General features: G+C 48.1%; 22 protein-coding genes, 1 tRNA gene and 4 pseudogenes. 22 read left to right on the top strand and 5 right to left on the bottom strand.

The annotated features are described in order from the left end of the window. The first annotated feature begins 9 nt into the window (after positions 1-9). From bamB to BQ1619_RS04850, 11 genes and pseudogenes are all read left to right on the top strand, one after another. Positions 10-1,116 carry an outer membrane protein assembly factor BamB gene (bamB, locus tag BQ1619_RS04895; protein WP_231968507.1) on the top strand — a complete coding sequence of 369 codons (1,107 nt, stop codon included), beginning with the start codon at positions 10-12 and terminating at the stop codon, positions 1,114-1,116. Continuing rightward, the gene (gene der / locus BQ1619_RS04890; RefSeq protein ID WP_114662576.1) at positions 1,113-2,477 is read left to right on the top strand and encodes a ribosome biogenesis GTPase Der; all 1,365 of its coding nucleotides are present in this window, start codon (positions 1,113-1,115) and stop codon (positions 2,475-2,477) included. Before bamB ends, der begins: the two co-directional genes overlap by 4 nt. A gap of 160 nt (positions 2,478-2,637) precedes the next feature. Next, positions 2,638-2,874 carry an RNA chaperone Hfq gene (gene hfq, locus BQ1619_RS04885; RefSeq protein ID WP_114662575.1) on the top strand — a complete coding sequence of 79 codons (237 nt, stop codon included), beginning with the start codon at positions 2,638-2,640 and terminating at the stop codon, positions 2,872-2,874. Beyond that, a pseudogene (gene hflX, locus BQ1619_RS04880) lies at positions 2,871-3,930 on the top strand (GTPase HflX); the annotation flags it as partial. The gene hfq and the pseudogene hflX, both read left to right, overlap by 4 nt. Positions 3,931-3,975: 45 nt before the next feature. Further along, complete coding sequence (locus BQ1619_RS09165) at positions 3,976-4,119, top strand: hypothetical protein (RefSeq protein WP_197711872.1); 144 nt, start codon at positions 3,976-3,978, stop codon at positions 4,117-4,119. Beyond that, complete coding sequence (hflK, locus tag BQ1619_RS04875) at positions 4,112-5,614, top strand: FtsH protease activity modulator HflK (RefSeq protein ID WP_174222096.1); 1,503 nt, start codon at positions 4,112-4,114, stop codon at positions 5,612-5,614. The genes BQ1619_RS09165 and hflK overlap by 8 nt, the downstream gene beginning before the upstream one ends. Continuing rightward, positions 5,614-6,483, top strand: a complete 870-nt coding sequence (gene hflC / locus BQ1619_RS04870; protein ID WP_114662574.1) for a protease modulator HflC — start codon at positions 5,614-5,616, stop codon at positions 6,481-6,483. Before hflK ends, hflC begins: the two co-directional genes overlap by 1 nt. 32 nt (positions 6,484-6,515) lie before the next feature. Then, positions 6,516-7,676, top strand: coding sequence for an ATP phosphoribosyltransferase regulatory subunit (locus BQ1619_RS04865; RefSeq protein ID WP_114662573.1), 1,161 nt, complete (start codon positions 6,516-6,518; stop codon positions 7,674-7,676). A 56-nt stretch (positions 7,677-7,732) separates the two neighbouring features. Next, positions 7,733-9,073 carry an adenylosuccinate synthase gene (locus BQ1619_RS04860; RefSeq protein WP_114662572.1) on the top strand — a complete coding sequence of 447 codons (1,341 nt, stop codon included), beginning with the start codon at positions 7,733-7,735 and terminating at the stop codon, positions 9,071-9,073. Between the two features lie 88 nt (positions 9,074-9,161). Beyond that, positions 9,162-11,372, top strand: a pseudogene (locus tag BQ1619_RS04855) (malate synthase G). Further along, positions 11,336-12,019, top strand: a complete 684-nt coding sequence (locus BQ1619_RS04850; protein ID WP_231968506.1) for a hypothetical protein — start codon at positions 11,336-11,338, stop codon at positions 12,017-12,019. The pseudogene BQ1619_RS04855 and the gene BQ1619_RS04850 overlap by 37 nt, the downstream one beginning before the upstream one ends. A gap of 83 nt (positions 12,020-12,102) precedes the next feature. On the opposite strand, the gene BQ1619_RS04840 is transcribed toward BQ1619_RS04850, so the two are convergent. Continuing rightward, positions 12,103-12,462 carry a hypothetical protein gene (locus tag BQ1619_RS04840; protein ID WP_114662570.1) on the bottom strand — a complete coding sequence of 120 codons (360 nt, stop codon included), beginning with the start codon at positions 12,460-12,462 and terminating at the stop codon, positions 12,103-12,105. Positions 12,463-12,643: 181 nt separating this feature from the next. Between BQ1619_RS04840 and BQ1619_RS10630 the strand changes: the two are divergent. The 3 genes and pseudogenes from BQ1619_RS10630 (at position 12,644) to BQ1619_RS10625 (ending at position 14,097) form a co-directional block, all read left to right on the top strand. Next, positions 12,644-13,143: pseudogene (locus BQ1619_RS10630) on the top strand (MFS transporter). A 2-nt stretch (positions 13,144-13,145) separates the two neighbouring features. Beyond that, positions 13,146-13,778, top strand: a complete 633-nt coding sequence (locus BQ1619_RS09780; RefSeq protein ID WP_114662569.1) for a Bug family tripartite tricarboxylate transporter substrate binding protein — start codon at positions 13,146-13,148, stop codon at positions 13,776-13,778. 172 nt (positions 13,779-13,950) lie between these two features. After that, positions 13,951-14,097 (top strand): hypothetical protein, encoded by a 147-nt coding sequence (locus tag BQ1619_RS10625; RefSeq protein WP_415066012.1) that lies wholly within the window; start codon positions 13,951-13,953, stop codon positions 14,095-14,097. 7 nt (positions 14,098-14,104) lie between these two features. Here the strand turns inward: BQ1619_RS10625 and BQ1619_RS04820 are convergent. Next, positions 14,105-14,191 (bottom strand) — tRNA-Leu (locus tag BQ1619_RS04820). A gap of 154 nt (positions 14,192-14,345) precedes the next feature. Here BQ1619_RS04820 and rnr point away from each other — a divergent pair. The 5 genes from rnr to BQ1619_RS09770 all read left to right on the top strand — a co-directional run bounded on the left by rnr (position 14,346) and on the right by BQ1619_RS09770 (position 18,792). After that, the gene (gene rnr, locus BQ1619_RS04815; RefSeq protein WP_114662566.1) at positions 14,346-16,733 is read left to right on the top strand and encodes a ribonuclease R; all 2,388 of its coding nucleotides are present in this window, start codon (positions 14,346-14,348) and stop codon (positions 16,731-16,733) included. A 29-nt stretch (positions 16,734-16,762) separates the two neighbouring features. Then, positions 16,763-17,515 (top strand): 23S rRNA (guanosine(2251)-2'-O)-methyltransferase RlmB, encoded by a 753-nt coding sequence (gene rlmB / locus BQ1619_RS04810; RefSeq protein WP_114662564.1) that lies wholly within the window; start codon positions 16,763-16,765, stop codon positions 17,513-17,515. A 37-nt stretch (positions 17,516-17,552) separates the two neighbouring features. Continuing rightward, positions 17,553-17,738: a YgaP family membrane protein gene (locus BQ1619_RS04805; protein WP_114662562.1), complete on the top strand. Its 186-nt coding sequence runs from the start codon at positions 17,553-17,555 to the stop codon at positions 17,736-17,738. Positions 17,739-17,782: 44 nt separating this feature from the next. Beyond that, complete coding sequence (locus tag BQ1619_RS09775) at positions 17,783-18,058, top strand: hypothetical protein (protein ID WP_231968505.1); 276 nt, start codon at positions 17,783-17,785, stop codon at positions 18,056-18,058. 338 nt (positions 18,059-18,396) lie between these two features. Beyond that, positions 18,397-18,792, top strand: coding sequence for a hypothetical protein (locus tag BQ1619_RS09770; protein WP_231968504.1), 396 nt, complete (start codon positions 18,397-18,399; stop codon positions 18,790-18,792). 322 nt (positions 18,793-19,114) lie between these two features. Here the strand turns inward: BQ1619_RS09770 and tal are convergent, their stop codons facing one another. Further along, positions 19,115-20,083 (bottom strand): transaldolase, encoded by a 969-nt coding sequence (gene tal, locus BQ1619_RS04795; RefSeq protein ID WP_114662560.1) that lies wholly within the window; start codon positions 20,081-20,083, stop codon positions 19,115-19,117. Positions 20,084-20,176: 93 nt separating this feature from the next. Between tal and rpiA the strand changes: the two genes are divergently transcribed. Continuing rightward, positions 20,177-20,887, top strand: coding sequence for a ribose-5-phosphate isomerase RpiA (rpiA, locus tag BQ1619_RS04790; protein WP_114662558.1), 711 nt, complete (start codon positions 20,177-20,179; stop codon positions 20,885-20,887). A gap of 251 nt (positions 20,888-21,138) precedes the next feature. Here the strand turns inward: rpiA and BQ1619_RS04785 are convergent, their stop codons facing one another. Both BQ1619_RS04785 and argA read right to left on the bottom strand, forming a co-directional pair. Continuing rightward, on the bottom strand, positions 21,139-21,411 hold the full coding sequence (locus tag BQ1619_RS04785; protein WP_114662556.1) for an oxidative damage protection protein: 273 nt from the start codon (positions 21,409-21,411) through the stop codon (positions 21,139-21,141). Between the two features lie 43 nt (positions 21,412-21,454). Continuing rightward, on the bottom strand, positions 21,455-22,819 hold the full coding sequence (gene argA, locus BQ1619_RS04780; RefSeq protein WP_114662554.1) for an amino-acid N-acetyltransferase: 1,365 nt from the start codon (positions 22,817-22,819) through the stop codon (positions 21,455-21,457). A gap of 66 nt (positions 22,820-22,885) precedes the next feature. Here argA and hrpA point away from each other — a divergent pair. Next, positions 22,886-24,898 (top strand): annotated as a pseudogene (gene hrpA, locus BQ1619_RS04775) (ATP-dependent RNA helicase HrpA); the annotation flags it as partial. 111 nt (positions 24,899-25,009) lie between these two features. Then, on the top strand, positions 25,010-25,879 hold the full coding sequence (locus BQ1619_RS04770; protein WP_114662552.1) for an EI24 domain-containing protein: 870 nt from the start codon (positions 25,010-25,012) through the stop codon (positions 25,877-25,879). Positions 25,880-25,958: the final 79 nt, after the last annotated feature.

Raw genomic sequence — 25,958 nt, 5'->3', positions numbered from 1 at the left:
GCATTTCTTTTGGGGTTAGCGATAACTGCTTTGGTAGCATGCTCTGGTAATTCTCGTGTGCACAAGCCCGCAGAGTTAGTGCCGGTGACCAATCAATTTGATTTGCAACCCGTCTGGTCAACGAGTGTGGGTTCTTCGGAAACTTTCAGCTTTGACCCTGTAGTTGCCGGCGATGCAGTTTATGCAGCATCGCATCGTGGCAATCTCGTCAAAGTTGATTTGATGTCGGGCAATAAGGTTTGGGAAGTATCTGTACTGGATCGCTTATCGGTTGGCCCTGGATCGGATGGTCGCGTGACCGCTGTTGTGAGTACCAAAGGCAATGTGTTTGCTTATGACGATGCTGGTAAGCAGCTTTGGAACGTCAATGTAGGCGGAGAAGTGTTAAGTGAGCCTGTGGTGGCAGGCGGTGTCGTAGTCATTCGCACGCTGGGCGATCGCTTTCTAGGATTAGATGCGCAGACCGGTGTACGCAAATGGATTTATCAGCGCCAGCAATCGGCTTTGTCATTGCGTGTTGGCTATGGCATGTTGCCCATTAACAATGAAGTGATTGTGACGGGTTTTGCAGGCGGTCGCTTTGGCATGATCGCTATTGCTAATGGTGGTTTGATTTGGGAGACTCCCGTATCATTTCCAAAAGGCTTTTCAGAGATTGAGCGCTTAAATGACGTATCCGCTAAGCCCAGTATGGAAGGTGAAATCGTGTGTGCGGTTTCCTATCAAGGTCGGATTGGCTGTGGTCAAGCACGCACGGGTAACTTGTTGTGGTTCAAGGATTTCTCAAGCTTTACGGGTACTGCGCAAAGTCGAGACATGGTGTTCTCCTCGAATGAAAAGTCACACGTGACTGCATTTTCCACCAAAGACGGCAGCCAAATTTGGGAGAACATGCAACTAACCTATCGCGATGTGGGAGAACCACTAGCGGTGGGTCGAGTCCTGTTGATGGGTGACGCACAAGGATATGTGCACGCATTTTCTCAAGCTAATGGTGAGTTGGTTGCACGCATTCGTCATGACAGCAGCCCAGTAACCGCAGCGCCAGTTGCAGTCGGTGGCCTCATCTTGATTCAATCTCAAGGTGGCAAACTCGCAGCGTATAGTCCCAAATGAATCCTGTCATTACGATCGTTGGCCGCCCCAATGTGGGTAAGTCAACTCTCTTTAATCGTTTAACTCGCTCACGCGATGCCTTGGTCGCCGATTTTTCAGGTTTAACGCGCGATCGTCACTACGGTAGAGGCCGTAGTGGTGACCGGGCATTCATCTGTGTAGATACCGGGGGCTTTGAGCCTGTTGCTAAAACCGGCATTGTTGCCGAGATGGCTAAGCAAACGAAACAGGCGGTTGCCGAATCCGATATTGTGATTTTCCTAGTCGATGGCCGATTGGGTTTAACACCGCAAGATCGGGTGATTGCGGATTTCTTACGTAAGTCTGGACGTCCTGTCATTTTGGCTGTGAACAAAACCGAAGGGATGCAAGCGGGCGTTGTGACGGCAGACTTTCACGAGCTGGGTTTAGGTGAACCTTTCCTTATTTCTTCGGCACATGGCGATGGTGTGAAAGGGTTAATCGATGATGCATTAGATTCCCTCAGTATTGCTGAACCGGATGAAGAGGAGTTAGCCAACGATCCGAATCGCCCCATGAAGATCGCAGTAGTAGGGTGTCCGAACGTGGGTAAATCCACGTTAATTAATAAGTTAATTGGTGAAGAGCGTGTGATTGCCTTTGATATGCCAGGCACCACCCGCGATGCCATTGAGGTGCCCTTTGAGCGCAATGGTAAGCCTTACATCTTGGTTGATACCGCCGGTCTTCGTCGTCGTGGCAAAGTCTTTGAAGCTATTGAAAAGTTTTCAGTCGTTAAAACCTTGCAAGCGATTGCGGATTGCAATGTAGTGATTTTGATGCTCGATGCACAGCAAGATGTCTCTGAGCAAGATGCGCATATTGCTGGCAATATTGTGGAAGCAGGGCGCGCATTAGTTGTTGCCGTGAATAAATGGGACGGCATTGATGCCTACGTCAAAGAACGCGCACGCTTAGAGATTGCGCAGAAATTGCGTTTCTTGGGCTTTGCAAACGTGCATCCGATTTCAGCGAAAAAAGGTACCGGCTTAAAAGAATTGTTTAAGGATGTGGATTCTGCGTATGCAGCTGCGATGGCAAAGTTGCCAACACCGCGCCTGACCCGCATCCTGCAAGAAGCAGTGGAACATCAACAACCCAAACGCGTTGGTATGGGTCGTCCAAAATTACGGTATGCCCACCAGGGTGGTATGAATCCCCCGATCGTAGTAATTCATGGCACATCTTTAAGTGACGTGACCGACAGCTACAAGCGCTACTTGGAAGGGCGTTTTCGGGATGTCTTCAAGTTGCGCGGCACCCCATTGCGGATTCAGATGAATACCGCCAAAAACCCCTATGTGGATGCTGATAAGGGCAAAAAAGGCAAAAAACGCTGATTTTTAGATAATCAACTGGTCTTGGAGCTTCAAGGGCTTGATTTTTATGAAATAACCCTCAATATAGGGTGCTCGGAAGTCCGCATTTCAAACAGTAAAACAGATTAATCATCAAACCAATAAGAAAACAATAAATACAAAAAAATAATGAAGGAGCAGTATGAGTGCTAACGGAAACAGAATTCAACTTCTGCAGGACCCATTTCTCAATGCCTTGCGCAAAGAGCACATTCCTGTGTCGATCTATCTTGTGAACGGGATTAAGTTGCAAGGCAATATTGAATCGTTTGATCAGTATGTTGTCTTGTTGCGAAATACGGTTACACAGATGGTTTACAAACACGCAATCTCCACGATCGTCCCTGCTCGTGCGATTGACTTTCGTATAGAAGAATAGCTCTGTATAAAACGGGTGTAGATGCGGCGCGCGCCGTCTTAGTTGGTGTTGATGCTGGGCGCGAGGATTTTGCAGACAGCATGGCAGAACTCAGCCTCTTGGCTGATAGTGCTGGCTCTATACCAGCAGCAAGCGTGATTGCCCGCAAGGGCAGAACCGATCCCGCTTTGTTTATCGGTTCTGGTAAAGCCAATGAACTCAAGCGCGCCATGGAAGAGCGCGATGCCGAACTGGCAATCTTCAATCATCCTTTATCGCCGACACAGCAGCGCAACTTAGAGCGCCATATCGGACGTCACGTGATGGACCGTACTGGCTTAATTTTGGATATTTTTAGTCAGCGTGCGCAAAGCCACATCGGTAAGACGCAAGTGGAATTGGCGCAGGTGCGTTATCGCATGTCGCGTTTAGTGCGCGCTTGGAGTCACTTAGAGCGGCAGCGGGGTGGTATTGGTGCGCGCGGTGGTCCGGGTGAGACACAGATGGAGTTGGATCGTCGGATGTTGGCAACCAAAGCTAAGCGTCTCGAAAACGAATTGGAAAAATTGCAACGTCAACATCGAACCCAACGACGTGCGCGCAATCGCAAAGATGTATTTTCAGTTTTCTTGGTGGGCTACACCAATGCGGGTAAATCGACTTTGTTTAATGCGCTGACCAAAGCGGGCACTTACGCCGCAGATCAACTTTTCGCAATCTTAGACACTTCTTCCAGAAGGGTTCATTTGGAGGGTGTGGGTTCCATCGTGGTTTCCGATACAGTGGGATTTATACGCGAGTTACCTCACCAATTGGTGGAGGCATTTCGGGCAACTCTGGATGAGGCGATTCATGCGGATCTAATCTTGCATCTGATCGATGCCTGTAGCCCAGTAGCTCGTGAGCAAAAAGCCGAAGTGGAGGCCGTTTTAGAGGAAATTGGGGCGGATATGATATTCCGCGGATAGAAGTGACGAATAAGATCGATTTGATGCCTCAAACCTTTACCAAAGGGGCTGTTTTGGAGCGGGATCAGCAAGGCCTGCTGAGCCAATTTTCCTGTCAGCCCAGTCGGGCTGAGGCCTTGATTTATTGAGGGAAACTTTAGCGGAATGCTTGCAAATGACTGATAAAATGAGAGAGGAGCGTAACCGTGCCAAAGCCTTGCTGGCCCCGGACGAGTTTTTAGCCCCTTTACCAGAGCGACCAGAAACATCCGAATTTAATCCGATCCCGAACCGAAGCTACCTTGCGAACGATGCGTAAATTTTTAGAACTGTTTTCGGTAAATGATCCAGGCTGGGGCAATACCCAGAACACTGGATCGAAAGATGCCAAATCGAAAGATGCCAAAATTGGGCAGGGAAGTGATCAAACTCCAAAAGCAGATCCAGAGCAAAATTCACCTGCTGGTCAGCCTACGAACCAACCTCCATCACAAGGTTCTAAGCCAGATGGCCCACCCGACCTCGATGAGTTGTGGCGTGATTTCAATGACCGCATTGCCGGAATTTTTGGCGGCAAGAAAAGGCCTGGTGCCAATTTAGGGTCAAGTTCTAATAAACCCAACGTTGGTGATATTCCGCCTCCTTCGCAACGTGGTGGTAATGGCGGTGGCCCAAGCGCACCCAATTTCAATTTCACCAATCCATTTAGTTCGAAGAGTGGTCCATTGCTGGGCTTAGGCATCTTTGCATTCATTTGGATTTGCAGTGGCTTTTTCATTATTCAAGAAGGTCAGGCAGGCGTGGTGCTCACCTTTGGTAAGTACGACTACACCGCGAAGCCAGGTATTAACTGGCGTATGCCTTGGCCTATCCAGTCTGAAGAGACGGTGAACTTGTCGGGCGTTCGCTCGGTAGAAGTCGGTCGCCCAGTATTAATTAAAGCCGCCAATCAAAAAGATTCATCGATGTTGACCGAAGATGAAAACATTATTGATGTGCGCTTTGCGGTGCAATACCGTCTAAAAGATCCTACCGATTATTTATTTAATAACCGCGATCCCGATATGGCAGTAATTCAAGCGGCAGAAACTGCGGTGCGGGAGATTGTGGCGCGCAGCAAAATGGATACTGTGTTGTATGAAGGTCGTGAAAAGATTGGTATCGACCTTGCCAACTCCATCCAGAAAATTCTGGATAGTTACAAGACTGGTATTTACGTCACCAGCGTGACTGTTCAAAACATACAACCACCAGAGCAAGTACAGGCAGCATTTGATGATGCGGTAAAAGCTGGCCAAGACCAAGAACGCCTCAAGAGTGAAGGTCAAGCTTATGCAAACGACATCATTCCGCGCGCCAAGGGAACTGCAGCGCGACTAATTCAGGAGGCTGAAGGTTACAAGGCCCGCGTGATTGCTACTGCTGAGGGCGATGCCTCGCGCTTTAAACAAGTGCAAGCCGAATACGCTAAAACACCGCAAGTGACTCGTGACCGCATGTATGTTGAGGCAATGAGCGAGATTTACAGCAACGTCACCAAAGTATTGGTGGATACCAATAAGAGTAATAGTTTGTTGTATCTACCGCTTGACAAGATCGTGGCGCAAGTCAGCGCTGAGAGTGCGCAAGCGGCAAACACACAAGTTAACCAGGGCGCGAGTTCAGCGACGCCTACGGGCTCTGTTACGGTGGGTGGTGCAACCAGCACGAGTAGCTCTGCATCCCCTACAACATCTTTCAGCAACGCCAATGATCCCGTTGCAGACAAGCGGGATAGCTTGCGTAGCCGTGACCGAGATCGGGACTCACGCTAATGAATGCTAATCGTCTCATCGCTGCTGGTATTGCATTTATTGCACTCATCTACGTGCTTTCATCGAGTATTTTTGTCGTTGACCAACGGAAGTTTGCAGTGGTCTTCTCGTTTGGCCAGATCGTGCGGGTTATTGAGCAACCAGGCTTGCAGGTCAAGTACCCCAGCCCATTTGAGAGCGTGCGCTTCTTTGGCCGCCGCATTTTGACAATTGACAATCCTGAAGCAGAGCGCTTTATTACTGCTGAAAAGAAGAATCTTCTCGTGGATTCTTATGTGAAATGGCGCATTGTTGACCCCCGTAAGTTCTTCATTAGCTTTAAAGGCGACGAGCGTTTGGCGCAGGATCGCTTAGCCCAACTGGTCCGTTCTGCTTTGAACGAAGAGTTCACGAAACGGACGGTGCGCGAATTGATTTCCGATCAACGTGAGCAGGTTATGCAAGGTATTCGGAAGAAAGTAGCGGATGATGCTTCTGATATTGGTGTAGAAATTGTCGATGTGCGCTTAAAGCGTGTTGATCTCTTGGCGGAGATCAGTGATTCGGTGTATCGCCGCATGGAAGCAGAGCGCAAACGTGTTGCGAATGAATTGCGCTCTACTGGCGCGGCAGAATCCGACAAGATTCGTGCAAATGCAGAGCGTCAACGCGATACCATTTTGGCGGAAGCCTATCGGGATGCCCAGAAAATCAAGGGTGCAGGGGATGCCAAGGCGACCAGCCTATATGGCGAAGCATTTGGCCGTGATCCTCAGTTTGCGGAGTTTTACCAACGGTTGATGGCTTATCGCAACTCTTTCAAAGATAAGAAAGACGTGATGGTGGTCGAACCGAATGGCGATTTCTTCAAGTTCATGCACAAGAAGTAATCACGAAATACGAAAGCGAATAATTAAACATCATGAATCGTTGGTTACTTCCTGAAGACATTGCCGATGTATTGCCAGCGCAAGCGCGTAAGGTGGAGACTTTGCGTCGTGCGATTCTGGATTTATATCAGTCATATGGCTATGAATTGGTTTCCCCCCCAATCCTAGAGTTCTTAGATTCACTTTTAACCGGCACTGGTTCTGATCTCAATCTCGAGACCTTTAAGTTGGTCGATCAACTCTCTGGCCGTACGTTAGGTTTATGTGCGGACATTACTCCCCAGGTAGCCCGCATTGATGCACATTTACTTAACCGTGCTGGTGTGACGCGTCTTTGTTACGCGGGTTCAGTGGCGCACGCTCGTACGCCAGTAGGCAGTTCGTCACGTGAGCAATTGCAATTGGGCGCGGAGATATATGGCAGCGCTAACTGGGAAGCAGACTTTGAAGCCATTACCTTGCTTCTGAAAACGCTCGAACTGGCGGGGCTAAAAAAAGTTTATCTCGATTTATCGCATGCCGGTATCTTGACGGGCATATTGGCCAATCAGTCATTGGATAAAGAGACTATCGAATCGTTGTACGGTTTATTGCAAAGCAAGGACCGTCCCCGTTTAAAACAATGGTCAACATGCTTGCCTGCCCCAGTTGCACAAGCCTTGCTGGCTTTGACTGAGCTCAATGGTCCTTGCTCCGAAGCATTGGCCCAAGCGAACAAAGTATTGCCAAAGCATGCTGCAATCGATCAAGCATTAGCGGATTTAGAGCGCATCGTGTCTGCTGCCAACTCCAATGCCGGACTCGAATTGAGTATTGATCTAGCGGATCTGCGTGGCTATCAGTATCACAGTGGTTTGGTGTTTGCGGCATACGTGGATGGTCTTCCTCAGCCGATTGCTCGGGGTGGTCGCTATGACCAAGTGGGGCAGGCTTTTGGCCGTTCACGTCCAGCAACGGGATTCTCGCTCGATTTACTGACCTTGGCAGGCCTGTCTTCTTTAAACATGCGTAAGTTCGCCATTCTTGCGCCATGGCTGCAAGATGCCACTTTGGAGAAAGTGATTGCTGATTTGCGTAGTCGTGGGGAAGTGGTCATTCAGGTACCAGCAGGCGAGTTCGTCGAAGCGGCTGAGTACGAATGCGATCGTGAGTTAGTAAAGCAGGGTAACTCTTGGGAAGTGAAAAAGAAATAAACCTGCAACGCAATTAATACGTAAACAATTTTGTCATTATCTTTTTGGATTTCACTATGTCTTCAAAGCAGCAAGCACCAGGTCGTAATGTCGTTGTCATTGGCACCCAGTGGGGTGATGAAGGCAAGGGAAAAGTTATTGATTGGTTAACGGATCATGCTCAAGCAGTAGTTCGCTTTCAGGGCGGCCACAATGCTGGTCATACCCTCATCATTGGCGATAAGAAAACCATTTTGCGTTTGATTCCCTCTGGAATCATGCATAAGGACGTGATTTGCTATATCGGTAATGGCGTCGTACTTTCACCAGAAGCGCTCTTCAAAGAGATCGGGGAATTAGAGGCTGCTGGCTTAGATGTGCAATCTCGCTTAAAGATCTCTGAAGCTACTACCTTGATTCTTCCGTATCACGTGGCCATTGATCACGCGCGTGAGAAAAAGCGTGGTGAAGCCAAGATTGGTACAACCGGACGCGGTATTGGTCCAGCCTATGAGGACAAAGTCGCGCGTCGCGCCTTGCGTGTTCAAGATTTGTTCTATCCAGAAAAGTTTGCTGCGCAATTACGCGAGAACTTGGAATATCACAACTTCATGTTGACTAACTACTATGGTGCAGAACCTGTCAGTTATGAAAAGACGCTTGCTGAAGCTATGTTTTATGCTGAGCGTTTGAAGCCGATGGTAGTCGATGTCTCCAGCGCGTTGTATGTTGCTGAGCAGTCTGGTCAAAATCTATTATTTGAAGGTGCACAGGGTACTTTGCTTGATATTGATCATGGCACCTACCCGTATGTCACCTCCAGTAATTGTGTAGCGGGGAATGCTGCTGCGGGTTCTGGCGTTGGACCAGATTCCTTGCAATATATCTTGGGCATCACCAAAGCTTATTGCACCCGTGTAGGTGCGGGCCCGTTCCCAAGCGAGTTATACGACCAGGACAATCCTGCAAAACAAGATCCGATTGGCGTGCGTCTTGCTGAAGTTGGTAAAGAATTTGGTTCGGTAACAGGTCGCCCACGTCGCACTGGTTGGTTAGATGCTGCTGCACTTAAGCGTTCTATTCAAATTAACGGTCTCTCCGGGTTGTGTATCACCAAGCTGGATGTGCTAGATGGTATCGATACGATTCGCTTGTGCGTTGGTTATACGCTCGATGGTAAAAATTTGGATGTCTTGCCACACGGTGCAGTGTCAGTAGCCAGTTGCGAACCGATTTATGAAGATTTCCCAGGCTGGAAGGGCACCACTTTTGGCATTCGCGAATGGTTAAAGCTACCTGTCGAGGCCCAAAATTTCCTGCGCCGTATTGAAGAGGTTGCAGGTAAGCCGATTGCGATGGTCTCAACCGGACCAGAGCGAGATGAGACGATCCTCCTTCAACACCCGTTTAAGGATTGATGGAAAATAGTAGATTAGCCTTTCAAGGCGTAAATCTAAAATATGATTAACAACCTATTTTTAAACTTTTGTATAAGAAATCACCAACATGACTGCGCGTACAACTTGCAATAGCCTTCAAGTAGCAACCCCTTTGTATCGTTTCATTGAAGATAAGGTTCTTCCAGGAACTGGTATCAAAAAGGCGGATTTTTGGAAAGGCTTTGATGACATCATTAAAGACCTAACGCCTAAAAATGACGCTTTGCTAGCTAAGCGTGATCGCATTCAAGTAGATTTGGATAAATGGCATCAAGTCAATCCTGGTCCGATCAAGGATATGCCTGCATACCGCAAGTTCTTAAAAGACATTGGTTATTTAGATCCTGTACCAGGTAAAGTTCTTGGAACCACGCAAAACGTTGATGATGAATTGGCGCTCCAAGCGGGCCCACAGCTGGTGGTGCCAGTGCTCAATGCTCGTTATGCTTTAAATGCCGCTAATGCTCGTTGGGGTTCTTTGTAGGACGCACTGTATGGAACAGATGTATTTCTGAAGAAGATGGTGCAACCAAATCTGGTGCCTACAACCCAGTACGTGGCGCAAAGGTTGTTGCTTATGCGCGTAACTTCTTAGACCAAGCTGCGCCTTTAGCTAAGGGGTCCCATAAGGATTCTGTTGCTTATACGGTGGATGGCAACAAGTTGTCAGTCAAACTCAAAGACGGCAGCACAACGGGTTTGGCAGATGAAAAGCAATTTGTTGGTTATCAAGGTGATGCCTCAGCCCCTAGCTCAGTGCTGTTACGCAATAACGGCGTGCATATTGATATTGAAATTGATAAGAGTAAACCATTGGTGCAAGCGGGCCAGCAGGTATCAATGATGTCGTTTTGGAAGCAGCGCTGCCCACCATTTTGGATTTGGAAGATTCGATTGCTGCGGTTGACGCCGATGACAAAGTTGTTGCCTACGAAAACTGGCTTGGTATTTTGAAGGGCACCTTGGTAGAAGAGGTTAGCAAGGATGGCAAAACTTCACCCGTACTTTAAATCCGGATCGCCAATACAAAGCTGGTATTGGCGCCGAGAATGCTAAAGACGGCATCGTGCCCTTACATGGTCGTTCACTCTTGTTCTTGCGTAACGTTGGTCACTTGATGACTAACCCAGCAATTATTACTGGCGAAGGCAAGGAAATCTATGAAGGGGTTTTGGATGCGGTCGTCACCGTATTGATCGCCTTGTATGACATTAAGCGTCCCGCATCCCAAGCGATCGGCAATACCCGCAAGGGCTCGGTTTATATCGTGAAGCCAAAGATGCACAGCCCAGAAGAAGTAGCATTTGCTGCCGAACTCTTTGGTCGCGTTGAGAAATTACTCGGCTTGCCTGCTGACACCGTAAAACTGGGCATCATGGATGAAGAGCGTCGTATGAGCGCCAACATCAAGGCGGCTATTGCTGCTGCAGGTGCGCGCGTGGCCTTTATTAGTACGGGTTTCTTGGATCGTACAGGTGATGAGATGCACACCTCAATGCACGCCGGTCCGATGATTCGTAAGGTGATAGAAAACCAGCAAATGGTTGTCAGCCTACGAGCGTCGTAATGTATTTGCAGGCCTGGACTGTGGTCTGCGTGGTCGCGCGCAAATTGGTAAAGGCATGTGGGCTATGCCAGATATGATGAAAGCCATGGTTGAGCAAAAGATTGTTCATCCCAAATCAGGCGCGAATACGGCATGGGTACCATCACCAACTGCCGCTACATTGCATGCGCTGCACTACCATCAAGTGAACGTTGCACAGCTGCAGAAGGAAATGGAGAAGCTCGATACTGCTGCTGAGGCAGAAGCGTTGGTTGATGACTTGTTAACCATTCCAGTGGCTGAGAAGTCAAACTGGTCTAAAGAAGAGATTCAGCAGGAGTTGGATAACAACTGCCAAGGTATTTTGGGCTATGTGGTCCGCTGGATTGATCAGGGTGTTGGTTGCTCCAAGGTGCCTGATATTCATAACGTGGGATTGATGGAAGACCGCGCTACCTTGCGCATCTCCAGTCAACTATTGCTAACTGGTTATTACACGGTATCGTCACTCCTGAGCAGGTTAATGAGACATTGCAGCGTATGGCCAAAGTCGTTGACGGTCAAAATGCGGGCGATCCTCTGTACAAGCCAATGATGCCAAACCATCAAGATTCGTTTGCCTATAAAGCAGCCGGTGACTTGATTTTCAAAGGACTTGAACAGCCAAATGGCTACACTGAGCCACTCTTGCATGCATGGCGTCTGGAAGTAAAGAAGGCGCAAGCGAAGTAATTTGTATTTGCGATTGCGGATCAGAAGAATGGATTTGTCGCGAGGCAAATCCATTTTTTATTAGCCTCATAGACTATGTTTGGCTTCCTAAACCTCTTCTCTGGCTCAACCAAGACTTTCCATTCCAGTATCACGATGGTGGCAGGGCGCAAGCAGGATTTCAGGGTGGGGCAGGTGATTGCGTAGTTCGGTCAATAGCCATTGCCGCAAATCTTCCGTATCAGCAGGTGTATGAGGAGATGCGCGTAGCCAATGCGCAATATGCCACCCAGCGGGATAACAAGGTCTCGCGGCATCTCGCTCGTAAAGACTCTTCACCCCGCAATGGCAATCACCGCAATGTCTTTCATGACTATATTCTGAGGCTAGGGTTTGATTGGGTTCCCACTATGCAGGTAGGTGCGGGATGTCAGGTTCACCTTCGGCCTGATGAATTGCCTAAGGGTACGCTCATCGTTAAGGTGTCCAAGCATTTAACAGCGGTAATCGATGGCGTTATCTACGATACCCATAACCCCTCACGTGGTGGGAGTCGTTGTGTCTACGGTTACTACATGAAGCGTTGCTGCCTGTGGGATGGAAAAGTCTCGCTTTCTTCATCGCATTTACAGGTCTATTTTCGTTTGCGTGGACAACCTCGGTCATGATTGGCATGACCAACGCCTATAAAACTGCTTGGAACCTTAAGTACAAGCGCTGGAAACATCTGATTCTTAAAACGATCAGCACATCAGACACAAAGCCAACAAGTGGTGTAGCAACTGCCAGCAAAAAGTAGAGCCTGCACGCCATCAGCCATTAAGCCTAACAAGAGTAGAAAGGGGGACCACAAAATAATTTCGCAAATGTGCGCAATCGCAATTAAAAAGAACGAAGTATAAAAATGGGTAAACACCCAGTTGTACTGACCATTCTTTAAATTGGCTTCAGTGCGAGTCTCAAAGCGCATGATGATGTGGTTAATCGCGCTGCCATGAACGATCAACACAATGACCAGGCCTACTATGCCAAAGAATATATCGGTGACCAAAGGAATAAACGGTATACCAAGCACTACTGCGTTATCTAGGGAGGTGGTAATGGTCGTCATAGTCTGTCTCAGCATGAATAGTTATCAAGGGCGATAATGTCATAATGACCCGTACCTGTAAAGCAGGCCTTGAGCCAACCTTCCCATCTCTTTGAATCTCCCCAGCGAGAACGATTTTTTCTCCTGGCACTAGCAGGTATTCAGTTCACCCATATTCTGGACTTTATGATCATGATGCCCTTTGGGGCCTCAGTTCATTAAAGCGTTCTCCATCAATGCGCATGAGTTTGGCCTGTTATTGTCGGCATATACTTTTGCCGCTGCGATAGCTGGAGTTTTTGCAACTTACTATGTCGATCGATTTGAGCGACGAGAGTTGCTGCTGCGCCTGTATGTCTTTTTTATCATCGCAACCGTGGCATGTGGATTTGCCCCCAACTACCTATGCTGTTTATTGCCCGTGCCTGTTCTGGCGCGTTTGGCGGCATTCTGGGTTCTCTCGTACAAACCATTGTTGCTGATTCCACTCCGTTTGAGCGCAGAGGCAAGGCGCTAGGTACGGTGATTGGCAGCATTTCAGCGTCAACGGTGGCTGGAGTACCGCTGAGCCTCTTTTTGGCGAACCACATTGAGTCATTAGGCTGGCGAGCACCCTTTATATTTATTGGCTTGGTTTCGGTATTGATTTTGTATATCGGTTACCGCAACATTCCAAAAATCTCAGGGCATTTTAGGAATTAATAATGAACAAGAAAATGATTGCTGGAATATTGTTTCTGACGAGCTTTATGTTGGCTGGTACATGTTTCGCACAAAGCTACCAAAATGGACCGCTAAAAATGATAGCGCCATTCCCCGCGGGAGGTTCAACAGACGTAATTGCTCGATTAATTTCGAATAAGTTGGGCGATGCTCTGGGTCAGCCAGTCTATGTTAAGAATAAAGCTGGTGCTCATGGATCAATCGGACTCCAGGCTGTATTAGCTGCCCCCGCAGACGGTCAAACCTTGGCAATGGTCTCTATTGGCACAAATGGAATCAATCCAGTCTTGTATAAAAAATCTTCTTATGATGTAAATAAGGATTTTGTCCCAGTTTCACTGTTAGTGACGGTGCCAATCGCTATAGTTACTAGAGCGGATGCTCCCTTTAATGATCTAGCAGGACTGATTGCTTATGCTAGAGCGAATCCTGGCAAGCTCACTTTTGCCTCTGCAGGGAATGGTGGCTCATCTCATTTGGTCTCAGAGATGTTTATGATGCGTTCGGGTGTTGACGTGGTTCATGTTCCATACAAAGGATTTGCACCAGCGGTCAGTGACGTGATTGCCGGGCAGGTCAATCTCATGTTTGATACTTTACTAACCTCCACTTAGCATATTCAGTCTGGAAAGCTAAAAATTATTGCTACTACTACAGCGAAAAGATTGCCAAGTTATCCAAAGACTCCAACGTTGGCGGAGAGTGGTTTTCCAGGGTTCGAAACATCTGAAGTCTGGGACCTCGCCAGAAATTGTCAAACGTCTATCGAATGAGCTGGCAAAGATCATGAAAATGCCTGACGTCAGGCAAAGATTAGATCAATTGAGCGCTATTGCTGTTGGGTCTACGCCTGAAGAGTTTGCCAAGTTTCAAAAGGCTGAACAAGAGCAATGGGCAGGCGTGATCCAAAAAGGGAATATTCAGCCAGATTAACCGTGTTTGGTGCCCAGGAAGGGACTCGAACCCCCACAACCTTACGATCGCCAGCACCTGAAGCTGGTGCGTCTACCAATTTCGCCACCTGGGCATGTTTCTATTATAGAGGGGTAGGCGTTTTCCGGTCTTTTCAACCCCATTTTGGCTTTTTCCCATCAGACTTGGTGGTTTGATACAGTAGCCTTATTCATAGTAATAATCGATACCTTAGGTATCAATAAGGCAGGTAATGCCAAAGGAATTAAATGCGTAAAGCAAGGGATGTGGTGCCCCGCGAGGCAGATCGTTTAGGAGCGGTTCAAGGGCATCGAGATGGATTTGGATTTGTTATTCCCGATGATGGTGGTGAAGATATTTTTCTCTCTGAACGAGAGATGTCTCGTGTCATGCACGGTGATCGAGTCAATGTCAGGGTTTTAGGAACAGATCGACGCGGACGTCCTGAGGGGCAAATTGTTGAAGTAGTGCTGCACGCCAATAAGGTTGTGATTGGTCGTCTTCTCAATGAAAACGGTGTACTAATTGTTGCGCCAGAAGATAAGCGCATTGGTCACGACATTCTGATTCCGCCTAAAGGTCAAGGTCAAGCCAAGTTGGGCCAAGTGGTTAGTGTGGAAATCATCGATTATCCCGACAGCTATCGCCAAGCCGTCGGACGGGTTGTAGAGGTTTTAGGCGAGATTGATGATCCCGGTATGGAGATAGAGATCGCAGTCCGCAAGTACGGGGTTCCCCACGAATTCTCAGCCGCAGCCATGAAAGAAGCTGCAGCATTACCCGATTCGATTCAGCAAGAGGACTTAGAGGGTAGGGTTGATTTACGGGATGTGCCACTAGTCACAATTGATGGCGCTGATGCGCGTGACTTTGACGATGCCGTCTACTGTGAGCCAGTCATGTATGGCAAGACGAAAGCTTGGCGCTTGATTGTGGCGATTGCTGACGTATCGCATTACGTGAAACCCGGTCATTCATTAGATGATGAAGGATTATTGCGTGCTACTTCAGTGTATTTCCCAAGAAGAGTGATACCGATGTTGCCGGAGAAAATCTCCAATGGTCTGTGCTCGCTGAATCCGAATGTCGATCGCCTCTGCATGGTGTGCGATTCAGTAGTTGATAACAACGGCGTTGTGTTGGCTTATCAGTTTTATCCAGCAGTAATGCATTCTGCGCAGCGCTTTACCTACGATACGGTTTGGGAGATTCTCTCGAACAGTAAAGGGCCAAAGGCAGCACGCTTTGCTGAGTTCCGCCCACTATTAACGAATCTCTACGCCTTATTTAAGATTCTGCTCTCTGCGCGTGAGAAGCGGGGTGCGATTGAGTTTGAAACCATTGAAACTCAAATCATTAGCAATGAGTTGGGCAAGATTCTGCGAATTGAGCCTCGTTTACGGAATGATGCGCATCGTCTAATTGAAGAATGCATGTTGACCGCAAACGTCTGTGCTGCCGACTTCATTGAGAAAAATAAGCACTTGAGCCTATATCGTGTTCACGGTGAGCCCTCTGAAGAAAAGCTGGTGACATTGCGTCAGGTATTGAGAACCTCGGGCCTGTCGCTTGGTGGCGGTGAGAAACCAAAGCCCCGAGATTTTGCAAAATTAATGCGCGAGATTAAAGATCGCCCAGATGCCAATATGCTTCAGTCCGTGGTATTGCGTTCGATGCAGCAAGCGATGTATCAACCCGATAACGAAGGCCACTTTGGTTTGGCCTATCCTGCGTATTCTCACTTTACGAGCCCCATTCGTCGCTATCCAGACCTTTTGACGCATCGCGTGATTAAGTCCATTCTGCAAAAGAAGTCTTATGTTCCCGTATTGCCGCCAAAAGTTCCCCTCAATCTCACTTTGCCACGTAAAGGCAAAGGTCGAGAGAATGCTGTCAATGCGAAGAAGTCGCAGAGCGATGCCAAAGCAAACATCGCAAGGGGTGCAAAGGTTCCAAAAGGTGCCAATGCGGCATTGCCAATCTGGGGTCAATTGGGTGTGCATTGCTCCTCAAATGAGCGTCGGGCAGACGAGGTCTCGCGGGACGCAGAAGCCTGGCTCAAGTGCTACTACATGCGTGACCATCTCGGTCAAGAGTACGCTGGAACCATTACCGGTGTTGCGAACCTTGAGTTGTTTGTTCAGTTAGAGAACCTTTTCGTCGAGGGCATGGTCCATGCGACTGAGCTTGGTGGCGATTACTTCCAATACGATGAAGCCCTGCAAGAATTACGCGGTGAACGCACTGGTATTCGGTATCGCTTGGGTGATCGAGTGCACGTGTTAGTGAGCCGCGTTGACCTAGACGCTCGCAAAATTGAATTTAGTCTCATGAAAAACGCCGGCGCTGATGGTAATGGTTCAAATCGACGTCAATTACTTTTGGACGCGGACTTTGGGAGGCCGAATAAGAAAGCTGCCTCTAAAAAGAGTAAGCCATCCCATCAAACTCCACAGAAACCGAGCGGTATTAATGTCAACGCTGCCAAGTCTGCGGGTACTTTTGGGGTATCTCAGTCGAAGAGCAAAGCAAGTCGTAAGAACGGTAAGGCAAAGGTTGGTAATTCTGGTGGATCAGTTGGTCGACCAGCAGGTAACAAACCGCCAGTGCGCAATACTAAAGCACGACGTAAATAACAATAGAAAACATACGAAGAAATACAACGATGAAGCAAATATTAGTGGGATTTCATGCGGTACAAGCACGATTGCGTGTAGATCCCGATAGCCTGAAGTCGGTTTATTTTGATCCTAGCCGTCGCGATCGGCGTATGGGTGACTTTTTAAAACAAGCAGAAGGGATTTTGGGTGAGCGTTTGCATGCAGCCGATGTCGAGCGTCTTTATAAACTCACGGGTCATGATCGTCATCAAGGAGTAGTTGCGCTAGCAGAGAAGATGACAGTTGCACGCACGATCACAGAAGTGATTGAAGATGTCGAAGGCGAGAAGCAAAAGCCATTATTCTTAGTGCTTGATGGTGTCACTGACCCACATAACTTTGGCGCCTGTTTGCGGGTTGCTGATGGCGCGGAAGTGAATGCCGTTGTCATTCCAAAAGATCGCTCCGCCTCAATTAATGCCACTGTGAGCAAGGTATCTAGCGGTGCCTCAGAAGTCATGCCAGTGATTACTGTTACGAATCTCGTGCGCAGCATGAAAGAGATGCAGAATGCAGGCGTTTGGTTGATTGGTACCGATGATGAAGCTGAACAGTTGATTTATGACATTGATTTGACGGGATCGATTGGTATTGTGATGGGCGCGGAGGGCGATGGAATGCGCCGTCTGACCCGAGAGACGTGTGATGAGCTCGTTCGCATCCCAATGCAGGGTGTAGTCTCCAGCTTGAACGTTTCGGTTGCCAGTGGCGTTTGCCTGTATGAGGCGTTACGGCAACGTTTAGCAAAAAGGAAATAGTGAGTTTAATCGGCAACTGCAAATAAAGGGGGCCTATATGAAATGCAATATAGGTCACACGGATCGTGTACTGCGCATGACGGTTGGCGTTACCCTAATGGGCTTAGCGGGTTTTGGTATTACGGGCCCATGGGCTTGGATTGGTATTGTTCCGTTGATCATGGGAATGCTTGGTAATTGCCCAGCTTATAGCGTGTTAGGCATTAGTACATCCAATAAATAAAAAATATTTTTTTAAATAACTATTGAAATTTCTTAGAGGTAAACATGAAAAAGATATTTTTCACTTTCGCGCTTGGTTTAGTTCTTGGGTTGAATGTATCGGCAGTTCATGCCGATCCGCCTGTGCCACCTTTCTATGCTGCAGTCATGAAAATGACTCCGGATGGCAAATTAAGGCAAGTGATTAAACAAGAGAAGATTGCTACATTACTAAAAGGCACACAGGCAAGGAGAATTGCCTATATCTCTTCAGATATTTCAGGTCGCAAAACCATTTCAACAGGCTTGGTAGTTGCGCCGGCAGGTAGTCGTCCATTTTAACTTGGGCGCACGGCACAACAGGCTCTGCCCAAAACTGTGGACCATCCCAAATTCTTGATCCTGCGGTGCCGCTAAACGAGTACCTCTTGGTGGGTGGTAACTCCTGGACGGATTACGGAATTCCGGCGATAGAAGAATTTCTGAAAGAAGGGTACGTCATTGCTGCAACGGATTATTAAGGTCTCGGCGGTGGCGGTCGTCATCAATACAGTGTATCCACCACGAATGGTATGGGTACTATGAATGCTGCCAGTGCTGCAGCTTCCATGAAAGAAACTGGAGCCAACAAGAAGACCTTGGTGTATTGTTAGTCACAAGGCGGTGGAGCAGCAATTGCTTTGGCCGGTATGCCTGACTACATCAAGAAAACAGGTACTGCGGCTGATAATCTTGACGTTCTAGGATTTGTCGCTTTGGCGCCGCAAGATATCACGATATATGCTCCTGCAGGGAAAATGGATCAGGCTACTGCCGATAAATATATCCAAGAAATGCAAAAAATGTTCACAGACAGTGTCTTCAATTTTACCCATGCAACCATGTTTTATTGGGGCACTCAAGCGGCTTTTTCAAATCTCAAACTATCCGACGTCTTTACTGATGATGGAGTTAAGGTCGCCAATGAGATTTATAGTAATAAATGCATGCATACTGCCAGCGATACATTTAACTTTAACTATGGATCGACGTTCGCAAGCTTGTTAAAACAAAATCCAAGCAACACATTGGCGTAAGCTGAAGCGATAGTCAAGGGCGGAGTGCCTTTGGTCAAGCCGATGGCCCCAGTGCAAATCTATTTCGGCACGAAGGATACGGCCGTGCCTCCCACGATGCATAGGTTGTATCAAGATCAAGCCTGTAAATTGGGTGGCAATATTGGCAGAATGCAATAGCCTGGCGAGCAATCGCTCTTCACTACACCTGGATCATCGAAGCCGTTTTATGTATCTTGGGTAAAAGACCGTATTGCTGGTAAACCATTGGATAACGCCTGTCCCAAAAACTAGAATTTAGATCTTGGGGAATTAAAAAAACCACCTGCGGGTGGTTTTTGTTTTACTTGGTCAGTAAGGTCTCGAGTTTTTCGGTATCAATGCAGAAATTTCGAATACCCTCAGCCAGTTTTTCGGTGGCCATCGCATCATTGTTCAGTTGTAAGCGAAAACTCGATTCGTCGAGCTTGAGAGGGGTGATCTTTTCATCGTTCAATGCCTTCGCTGCATTGGCGGGATCCAACTTTTTGCTGACAGCGTTGCTGTTAGTGCTTAATTCAGCCAAGATCTCTGGGCTAATAGTTAAGAGGTCACAGCCCGCAAGCTCTAGGATCTGGCTGGTATTGCGAAAACTCGCACCCATAATTTCGGTGGGGATGCCAAAGTGCTTGTAGTAATGAAAAATGCGTTTCACTGAACTAACGCCAGGATCATTTGCACCACCATGGTTAGCATCACTCCAATTGCTACCCAATTTATTTTTGTACCAATCGGTAATTCGGCCAACAAACGGCGAAATCAATTTTGCATTTGCCGCTCCACAAGCGGCCGTCTGTACTAAGGAAAAGAGCAGCGTCATATTGCAATGAATGCCTTCAGCCTCTAACTGTTTTGCCGCCTGAATCCCTTCCCAGGTTCCGGCCAACTTAATCAAGATACGTTGACGATCAATGCCATGGGATTCATAAAGAGAAATGATGTGTTTTGCTTTAGCAATGGTTCCGCTGGTATCGAAGGAAAGACGAGCATCAACTTCAGTAGAAACGCGGCCTGGCACAATCTTCAAAATTTCTAGGCCAAACGCAACCAGTATGTAATCAACCAGCTCGGTAGCGCTTAATCCTGGATGCGCCGCCTTTACCGAATCTACTAAGGATTGGTAATTGGGTTGTTGGGCGGCTTTGAGAATAAGAGAAGGATTGGTAGTGGCATCCTGAGGCGCAAAGGCCCGCATCCGCTCAAAGTCTCCTGTATCCGCTACAACGGTAGTGAGTTTTTTCAGTTGTTCGAGTTGGCTAAGGGCGGCATTCATAGGGCTACTTGGCAATCTGCAGTGTCATATTCATGAATATCATATGATAGACGTATTCATGAATCCCCTCTAGTAAAGGCATTCGGCGTAAATATGAATCAGGATCAACTCAAGCAAATGGTGGGCGAAGCCGCAAGAGATGAAGTACTAAAGCTACCCGCAGGTCAAATCTTGGGCGTTGGAACGGGTTCTACCGCGAATTGCTTTATTGATGCATTGGCTCCGCACAAGGATCATTTTGCTGGCACCGTATCCAGTTCGAATGCCACCACCGAGCGTTTGCTGATGCATGGCTTCAAGGTGCTTGACCCCAATGATGTAGTGAGTCTGCCAGCCTATGTTGATGGTGCGGATGAAATTGATTCTTTGGGTCATATGATTAAGGGCGGTGGTGGGGCGTTGACGCGCGAAAAAATCATCGCCTCCATGGCAAAGCAATTTATCTGTATCTGCGATTCGTCTAAGCAAGTACCTGTGCTCGGTAACTTTGCGCTTCCCGTGGAAAGTATTCCGCTTGCAAAAGGCGTTGTGAGCCGTGAGCTCGAGAAGTTGGGTGGAACGGTCAACTTACGCCTCGCGAAAAGTACGCGTGCGGATCTGGGCCAAACCGCTAGCGAGCCGTTCGTTACCGATAATGGAGGATGGATATTGGATGTCGCGGGATTGCAAATAGCCAATCCCCTTCAATTAGAGTCACAAATCAATCAAATTGCTGGCGTCATTACCGTTGGCCTCTTTGCAAAAGAGAAGGCCAATGTTTTATTGGTAAGTAATGCCACTGGCGTCAGCCGACTGACTTATTAAGTAAAGATCAAATAGCAAGCAATCAAAAACCCGACGGGGTATGCCCATCGGGTTGTTTGCCATGATATGCATGGCGCAGGCGCTCGGAAGAGTTATCGTTCCTTAGCCTATAAGCACAGAGATGTGCTTATGTCGTAATGGCTTTCGCCAGTGCGGTGGAGCACGATTTCTGCCTCACCACGTCTATATCCTATGCCTCAGTTTTGGGATGTCAATACCCCAGAATCGATTGATTTGCAGTCAGCGGGGGATTATTCTGCTGGGGGAACGTAACCTTGGGCGGTGTCTGCGGCGCCTTCGAAAAAGTGCTTTTCTACCTGTTTTAAAAGGTATTGACGTGCACGGGGATCGGCCATGTTTAGGCGGTTTTCATTGATCAGCATGGTTTGTTGTTTTAACCATCCCGCCCAAGCCTCTTTAGAAACTTGATTCCAAATCTTTTTACCAAGCTCGCCGGGAAGTGGAGCGAAGTCCAAGCCCTCAGCTTCTTTATTTAGTTTGATGCATTGAACCATCCGCGCCATCTGTAATACCTTTCTTTTAATGCCGATTCGTTCCGTAATCTACTTACAAATCTTTTGTTAACACCATGGACTTCCGATCCCAGTTATAGATTTGCTTCCGCTCTTCGGGCAAATCTTCAACCGTCGCGCGTTTAAAGCCACGCTTGAGAAACCAGTGTTCTGTTCTAGTGGTGAGTACAAATAATTTTTCAATACCTTCTTGTTTGGCGCGCATCTCAATACGCTTGAGTAGGCGCTCGCCGTCACCCGAGCCCTGAACATCTGGATCAACCGCCAGGCAGGCTAATTCACCGACGCCATTGGGAAACGGAAAGAGAGCGGCACAGCCGAATAAAACGCGGTCATGCTCAATGACGGAAAAGCGATGAATATCACGCTCGATCACATCTTGACCCCGGGCAGCCAAAATACCTTCTTCTTCCAATGGCATGATTAATTGCAAGATGCCGCCCACATCATCTTGATTAGCTTCCCGCAAGTTTTCAATATCGGAGGAGGCTAGCATCATGCCAATACCATCATGGGTGAAGAGCTCTTCTAATAGCGCGCCATCTTGATTGCAAGGCAGGAAGTGAACGCGGCTGACGCCTGCACGAATTGCTCTGCCGGCAATATTGAGTAAGCCTTTAGTGCCTGGATTAATACCTTTATTCTCCACCATGTGCTCTTGGAGTTGTGGCAAAGAAAGTTCCGTGATGAGGTCACCCTCCCCATCCCGCAAGCCTTCATACGGGCTTAAGAAAATCAACTTATCGGCCTTCAGGGCGGCAGCAGTCGAGGCAGCAACATCTTCATAAGCTAAGTTAAATGCTTGACCGGTAGGCGAGAAGCCTAAAGGAGAGAGCAGCACAATCTTATTGCTATCCAGCGATAAAGTAATTGAGGTGGAGTCGACTTTACGTACTAAGCCTGTGTGAATGTAGTCAACACCTTCAACAACACCAACTGGCATCGCTGTAATAAAGTTTCCGGAGATGACAGAGATGCGAGAGCCGGCCATGGGGGTGTTGGGTAAACCACGACTAAACGCCGCTTCAATGTCTAAACGCAATTCACCAGCAGCCTCTTTGACGCACTCGAGTGCAGCAGCATCGGTAATCCGATAGCTGTGCATTGCACTTTTGCCAAACTTGCTCTTGATCTTTCTGAGTTTGAGCTGCTCTTCAATTTGTGGGCGAATGCCATGCACTAAAACGATCTGCATACCCATGGCATGCAACATCGCAATATCTTCGATGAGGTTCTCAAGGCCGATTTCTTGAACGAGTTCGCCCGCAAGGGCAATCACAAAGGTCTTTTCACGAAAGCTATGGATATAAGGCGCAACGTCGCGCAACCACCCCACGAAAGAGAAGTTGGAGGTAGATTCATCAGCGCTTTGCGCGGGGTTTGGTGCATTTATCGGCATAGTGAGAAAATTATAGGGTGCAAGAGCCCATAAACCAACAAAAAACCCAAGCCAATTTCTCAAGCTGTGTCTGCTTCCAACACCGGACGGCGCTTAGAGATCCGCTTTCCAGAAGAATTGCCAGTCTCTGGTCAGCGGCCACTGATCAAAGATGCCTTGCAAAGCCACCAAGTAGTCATTGTGTGCGGTGAGACGGGTTCCGGTAAAACCACGCAGCTACCCAAGATCTGTGTTGATCTCGGTCGCGGGACGATCAATGGCGGAAAGCTGATTGGCCACACGCAACCCCGCCGTATTGCTGCTACCGCTCCGGCAAAACGCATTGCGCAAGAGTTGGGCACGCCAATTGGTCAAGATGTGGGGTATCAAGTCCGCTTTGCCGACAAAACGACTCAAGGCGCTTCCATCAAGTTGATGACCGATGGCATCTTGCTGGCTGAGACGCAGCGCGATCCCCAATTAAAAGCGTATGACACTCTCATCATCGACGAAGCGCACGAACGTAGCCTCAATATTGATTTTTTGTTGGGTTACTTGCGTCAACTGCTGCCTAAGAGGCCTGACCTTAAGCTCATCATTACTTCTGCAACGATTGACGCCCAACGTTTTGCCGAGCACTTTGCACTGAATGGCAAGGTGGCCCCCGTCATAGAGGTAAGTGGCAGATTATTTCCAGTAGAGCAGCGTTACGCACCCCTAGAGCCCGATAGCAAGAAAGAATCCAAGGCTGCTAAGGAAATTCCAGAGGCGGTTGCCGAAGAAATCGCGAAGGTTTGGCGAGAAGGTTCGGCAGGATCGGGAGATGTCCTGGTTTTTTTACCAGGAGAGCGGGAGATTCGGGATTGCGCTGAAGCATTGCGTAAAGACCATGTGCTGCAACAACGCCTTCATCCTGAGGTGCTTAGTTTGTTTGCGCGCCAGTCGGTAGCTGAGCAAGAGCGGGTCTTTTCACCCGGTAATGGGCGTCGCATTATTTTGACTACCAACGTTGCGGAAACATCTCTCACTGTTCCCAACATTCGCTATGTGATTGATAGTGGCTTGGCTAGAGTAAAGCAGTACTCCTACCGCAATAAGGTGAAGCAACTCCAGATAGAGCCCATTTCACAAGCTGCTGCCAATCAACGTGCTGGACGTTGCGGTCGTGTTGCGGATGGTATTTGTGTGCGCCTATATAGCGAAGCAGATTTTCAAAGTCGTCCTAGATTTACTGATCCCGAGATTTTGCGTAGCTCTTTAGCAGCCGTCTTGCTGCGCATGAGTGCATTACGCTTGCCGCAGATTCAGCACTTTCCATTTATAGATAAACCACTCGGCAGGGCAATTGCCGATGGCGTGCAACTATTGGATGAGCTGGGTGCTATTGAATACGAAGCGCCATCAGTGGCCGATGCGAAAGAGCTTCATCATTCATTTAAGCTCACGCAGATTGGTAAGCAATTAGCGGATTTGCCACTAGACCCGCGTATAGGAAGGATGTTGCTGGCCGCCAAAGAGCAAAATGCTCTCCGAGAGGTCACCATCATTGCATCCGCATTAGCCACCCAAGATCCGCGTGAGTGACCGATGGATCAGGGCGCAGCTGCTGATTAAGCGCATCTGCAGTTTGCTGATGAGCGTTCTGAATTTTTGAGTTTTGTAAAACTTTGGGATTGGTATCAGGACGCATTACAGCACAAGCACAGCAATCGTCAGCTCGAAAATTTATGCCGCAGTAAATTTTTATCGCCTAGACGCTTGTGAGAGTGGCGTGATGTTCATGGGCAGTTGCATACCATGCTGGGTGAAAAAGGGTGGAAAGAGAATGGCACACCTGCGACTTATGAACAAATTCACTTGGCTTTACTCACTGGTCTATTGGGCTATGTTGCTAAAAAAGACGAAGATGAAAAGTCACAAGATCGTAATAGTAAAACTGGCGGTTATGTGGGCGCTCGAGGAATACGTCCATTTATTTGGCCGGGCTCAACGATTGGTAAAAAGGCGGGTGCTTGGATTCTGGCGGGGGAGCTCCAAGAAACCAATCGCATGTACGCTCGCACCATTGCCAAAATTGAGCCACAATGGGTGGAGAAGGTTGCTTAATATCTCTACGCAGCAATGGCAAGGCCTAGTTCACGCTGTACGAGAGCTATTGCCAAAGTAAAATATCCAGAATAAACATACCCCCGGTATGTCTTGGGAGTGCATATGGTTGGGTTGCAACAAGTATTTAAATCGTTTGGGCTTGCCCTAGTAGGAACCATGCATCCCCGCATGCTGTGGTTGAGTCTGCGACCCTTTTTGATTGTCGCGGTGTTATGGGGCGTCTTGATTTGGTTAACATGGACTCCTGCATTAGAGGCCCTCAGTATTTTTCTCACGACGTCGATCTTCACTAGCTGGACTCAGGAGGGATTGATCTGGGCAGGCTTTGATAACGCCCGAGCATGGATTGCTCCGCTATTTTTTGTAATGCTGATCATTCCGCTCATCACAATTAGCCTTCTGGTATTCGTTGCTTTCTCTACCGTGCCCGCTATTGTGAATGTAGTTGCACGTCAACCTGCGTATCAGGGATTGGAATGCAAGCGAGGCAGCGGCTTTTTTGGAAGTCTGGTTTACACCTTATGGTCTGCGCTGATTTGCCTAGTCTTGGTGCTGCTGACGTTGCCCGTGTGGTGGGTGCCACCATTGGTCGCCGTTCTTCCGCCATTATTGTGGGGCTGGCTGACGATGCGACTGATGTCCTATGACGTATTGGCCAAACATGCCAGCGTAGAAGAGCGTGACTTATTACTGGAGAAGTATCGTTGGCCTTTGCTGACGATGGGCGTGGTTGCGGGTATGTTGGGTGCAGTACCGACGTTTTTCTGGGCAACCTCTGCGCTGGCATTGGTATTGTTTCCGATCGTGAGCTTTGTTGCTCTCTGGATTTACTCCCTAATCTTTGTGTTTGCAGCGCTCTGGTTCAGCCACTTTTTGCTAGATGCCTTACAGGCTCTTAGACAAGAAGAGTTGGAGAAATCCCTCGCGGTCCATGCGCGTGTTGCGGACTCCGAACTTCCAAATCATGGTTAATCAAATGAATGATGTAGTGAGAACAGTCGCAGTGGATGCTCCCGAGTCTGATGGCTACCCATCTAGACGATTTGGTTTG

It is taken from the genome of Polynucleobacter necessarius, from assembly GCF_900095195.1.
Classification (GTDB): Bacteria; Pseudomonadota; Gammaproteobacteria; order Burkholderiales; family Burkholderiaceae; genus Polynucleobacter; species Polynucleobacter necessarius_G.
This window is presented reverse-complemented; position numbering and strand designations above follow the sequence as displayed.

What these genes read in the sequence shown, in the direction of transcription:
- BQ1619_RS09165 (WP_197711872.1), top strand. Translation starts at nt 3,976, where the DNA reads ATGACTGATAAAATGAGAGAGGAGCGTAACCGTGCCAAAGCCTTGCTG.
- tal (WP_114662560.1), bottom strand. Translation starts at nt 20,083, where the DNA reads ATGAATGCCGCCCTTAGCCAACTCGAACAACTGAAAAAACTCACTACC.
- BQ1619_RS04850 (WP_231968506.1), top strand. Translation starts at nt 11,336, where the DNA reads ATGGCGTCTGGAAGTAAAGAAGGCGCAAGCGAAGTAATTTGTATTTGC.
- argA (WP_114662554.1), bottom strand. Translation starts at nt 22,819, where the DNA reads ATGCCGATAAATGCACCAAACCCCGCGCAAAGCGCTGATGAATCTACC.
- rnr (WP_114662566.1), top strand. Translation starts at nt 14,346, where the DNA reads ATGCGTAAAGCAAGGGATGTGGTGCCCCGCGAGGCAGATCGTTTAGGA.
- BQ1619_RS04770 (WP_114662552.1), top strand. Translation starts at nt 25,010, where the DNA reads ATGGTTGGGTTGCAACAAGTATTTAAATCGTTTGGGCTTGCCCTAGTA.
- BQ1619_RS04805 (WP_114662562.1), top strand. Translation starts at nt 17,553, where the DNA reads ATGAAATGCAATATAGGTCACACGGATCGTGTACTGCGCATGACGGTT.
- BQ1619_RS09780 (WP_114662569.1), top strand. Translation starts at nt 13,146, where the DNA reads ATGAACAAGAAAATGATTGCTGGAATATTGTTTCTGACGAGCTTTATG.
- BQ1619_RS10625 (WP_415066012.1), top strand. Translation starts at nt 13,951, where the DNA reads ATGAAAATGCCTGACGTCAGGCAAAGATTAGATCAATTGAGCGCTATT.
- rpiA (WP_114662558.1), top strand. Translation starts at nt 20,177, where the DNA reads ATGAATCAGGATCAACTCAAGCAAATGGTGGGCGAAGCCGCAAGAGAT.
- hflC (WP_114662574.1), top strand. Translation starts at nt 5,614, where the DNA reads ATGAATGCTAATCGTCTCATCGCTGCTGGTATTGCATTTATTGCACTC.
- hflK (WP_174222096.1), top strand. Translation starts at nt 4,112, where the DNA reads ATGCGTAAATTTTTAGAACTGTTTTCGGTAAATGATCCAGGCTGGGGC.
- der (WP_114662576.1), top strand. Translation starts at nt 1,113, where the DNA reads ATGAATCCTGTCATTACGATCGTTGGCCGCCCCAATGTGGGTAAGTCA.
- rlmB (WP_114662564.1), top strand. Translation starts at nt 16,763, where the DNA reads ATGAAGCAAATATTAGTGGGATTTCATGCGGTACAAGCACGATTGCGT.
- BQ1619_RS04860 (WP_114662572.1), top strand. Translation starts at nt 7,733, where the DNA reads ATGTCTTCAAAGCAGCAAGCACCAGGTCGTAATGTCGTTGTCATTGGC.
- BQ1619_RS04785 (WP_114662556.1), bottom strand. Translation starts at nt 21,411, where the DNA reads ATGGCGCGGATGGTTCAATGCATCAAACTAAATAAAGAAGCTGAGGGC.
- hfq (WP_114662575.1), top strand. Translation starts at nt 2,638, where the DNA reads ATGAGTGCTAACGGAAACAGAATTCAACTTCTGCAGGACCCATTTCTC.
- BQ1619_RS04840 (WP_114662570.1), bottom strand. Translation starts at nt 12,462, where the DNA reads ATGACGACCATTACCACCTCCCTAGATAACGCAGTAGTGCTTGGTATA.
- BQ1619_RS04865 (WP_114662573.1), top strand. Translation starts at nt 6,516, where the DNA reads ATGAATCGTTGGTTACTTCCTGAAGACATTGCCGATGTATTGCCAGCG.
- BQ1619_RS09775 (WP_231968505.1), top strand. Translation starts at nt 17,783, where the DNA reads ATGAAAAAGATATTTTTCACTTTCGCGCTTGGTTTAGTTCTTGGGTTG.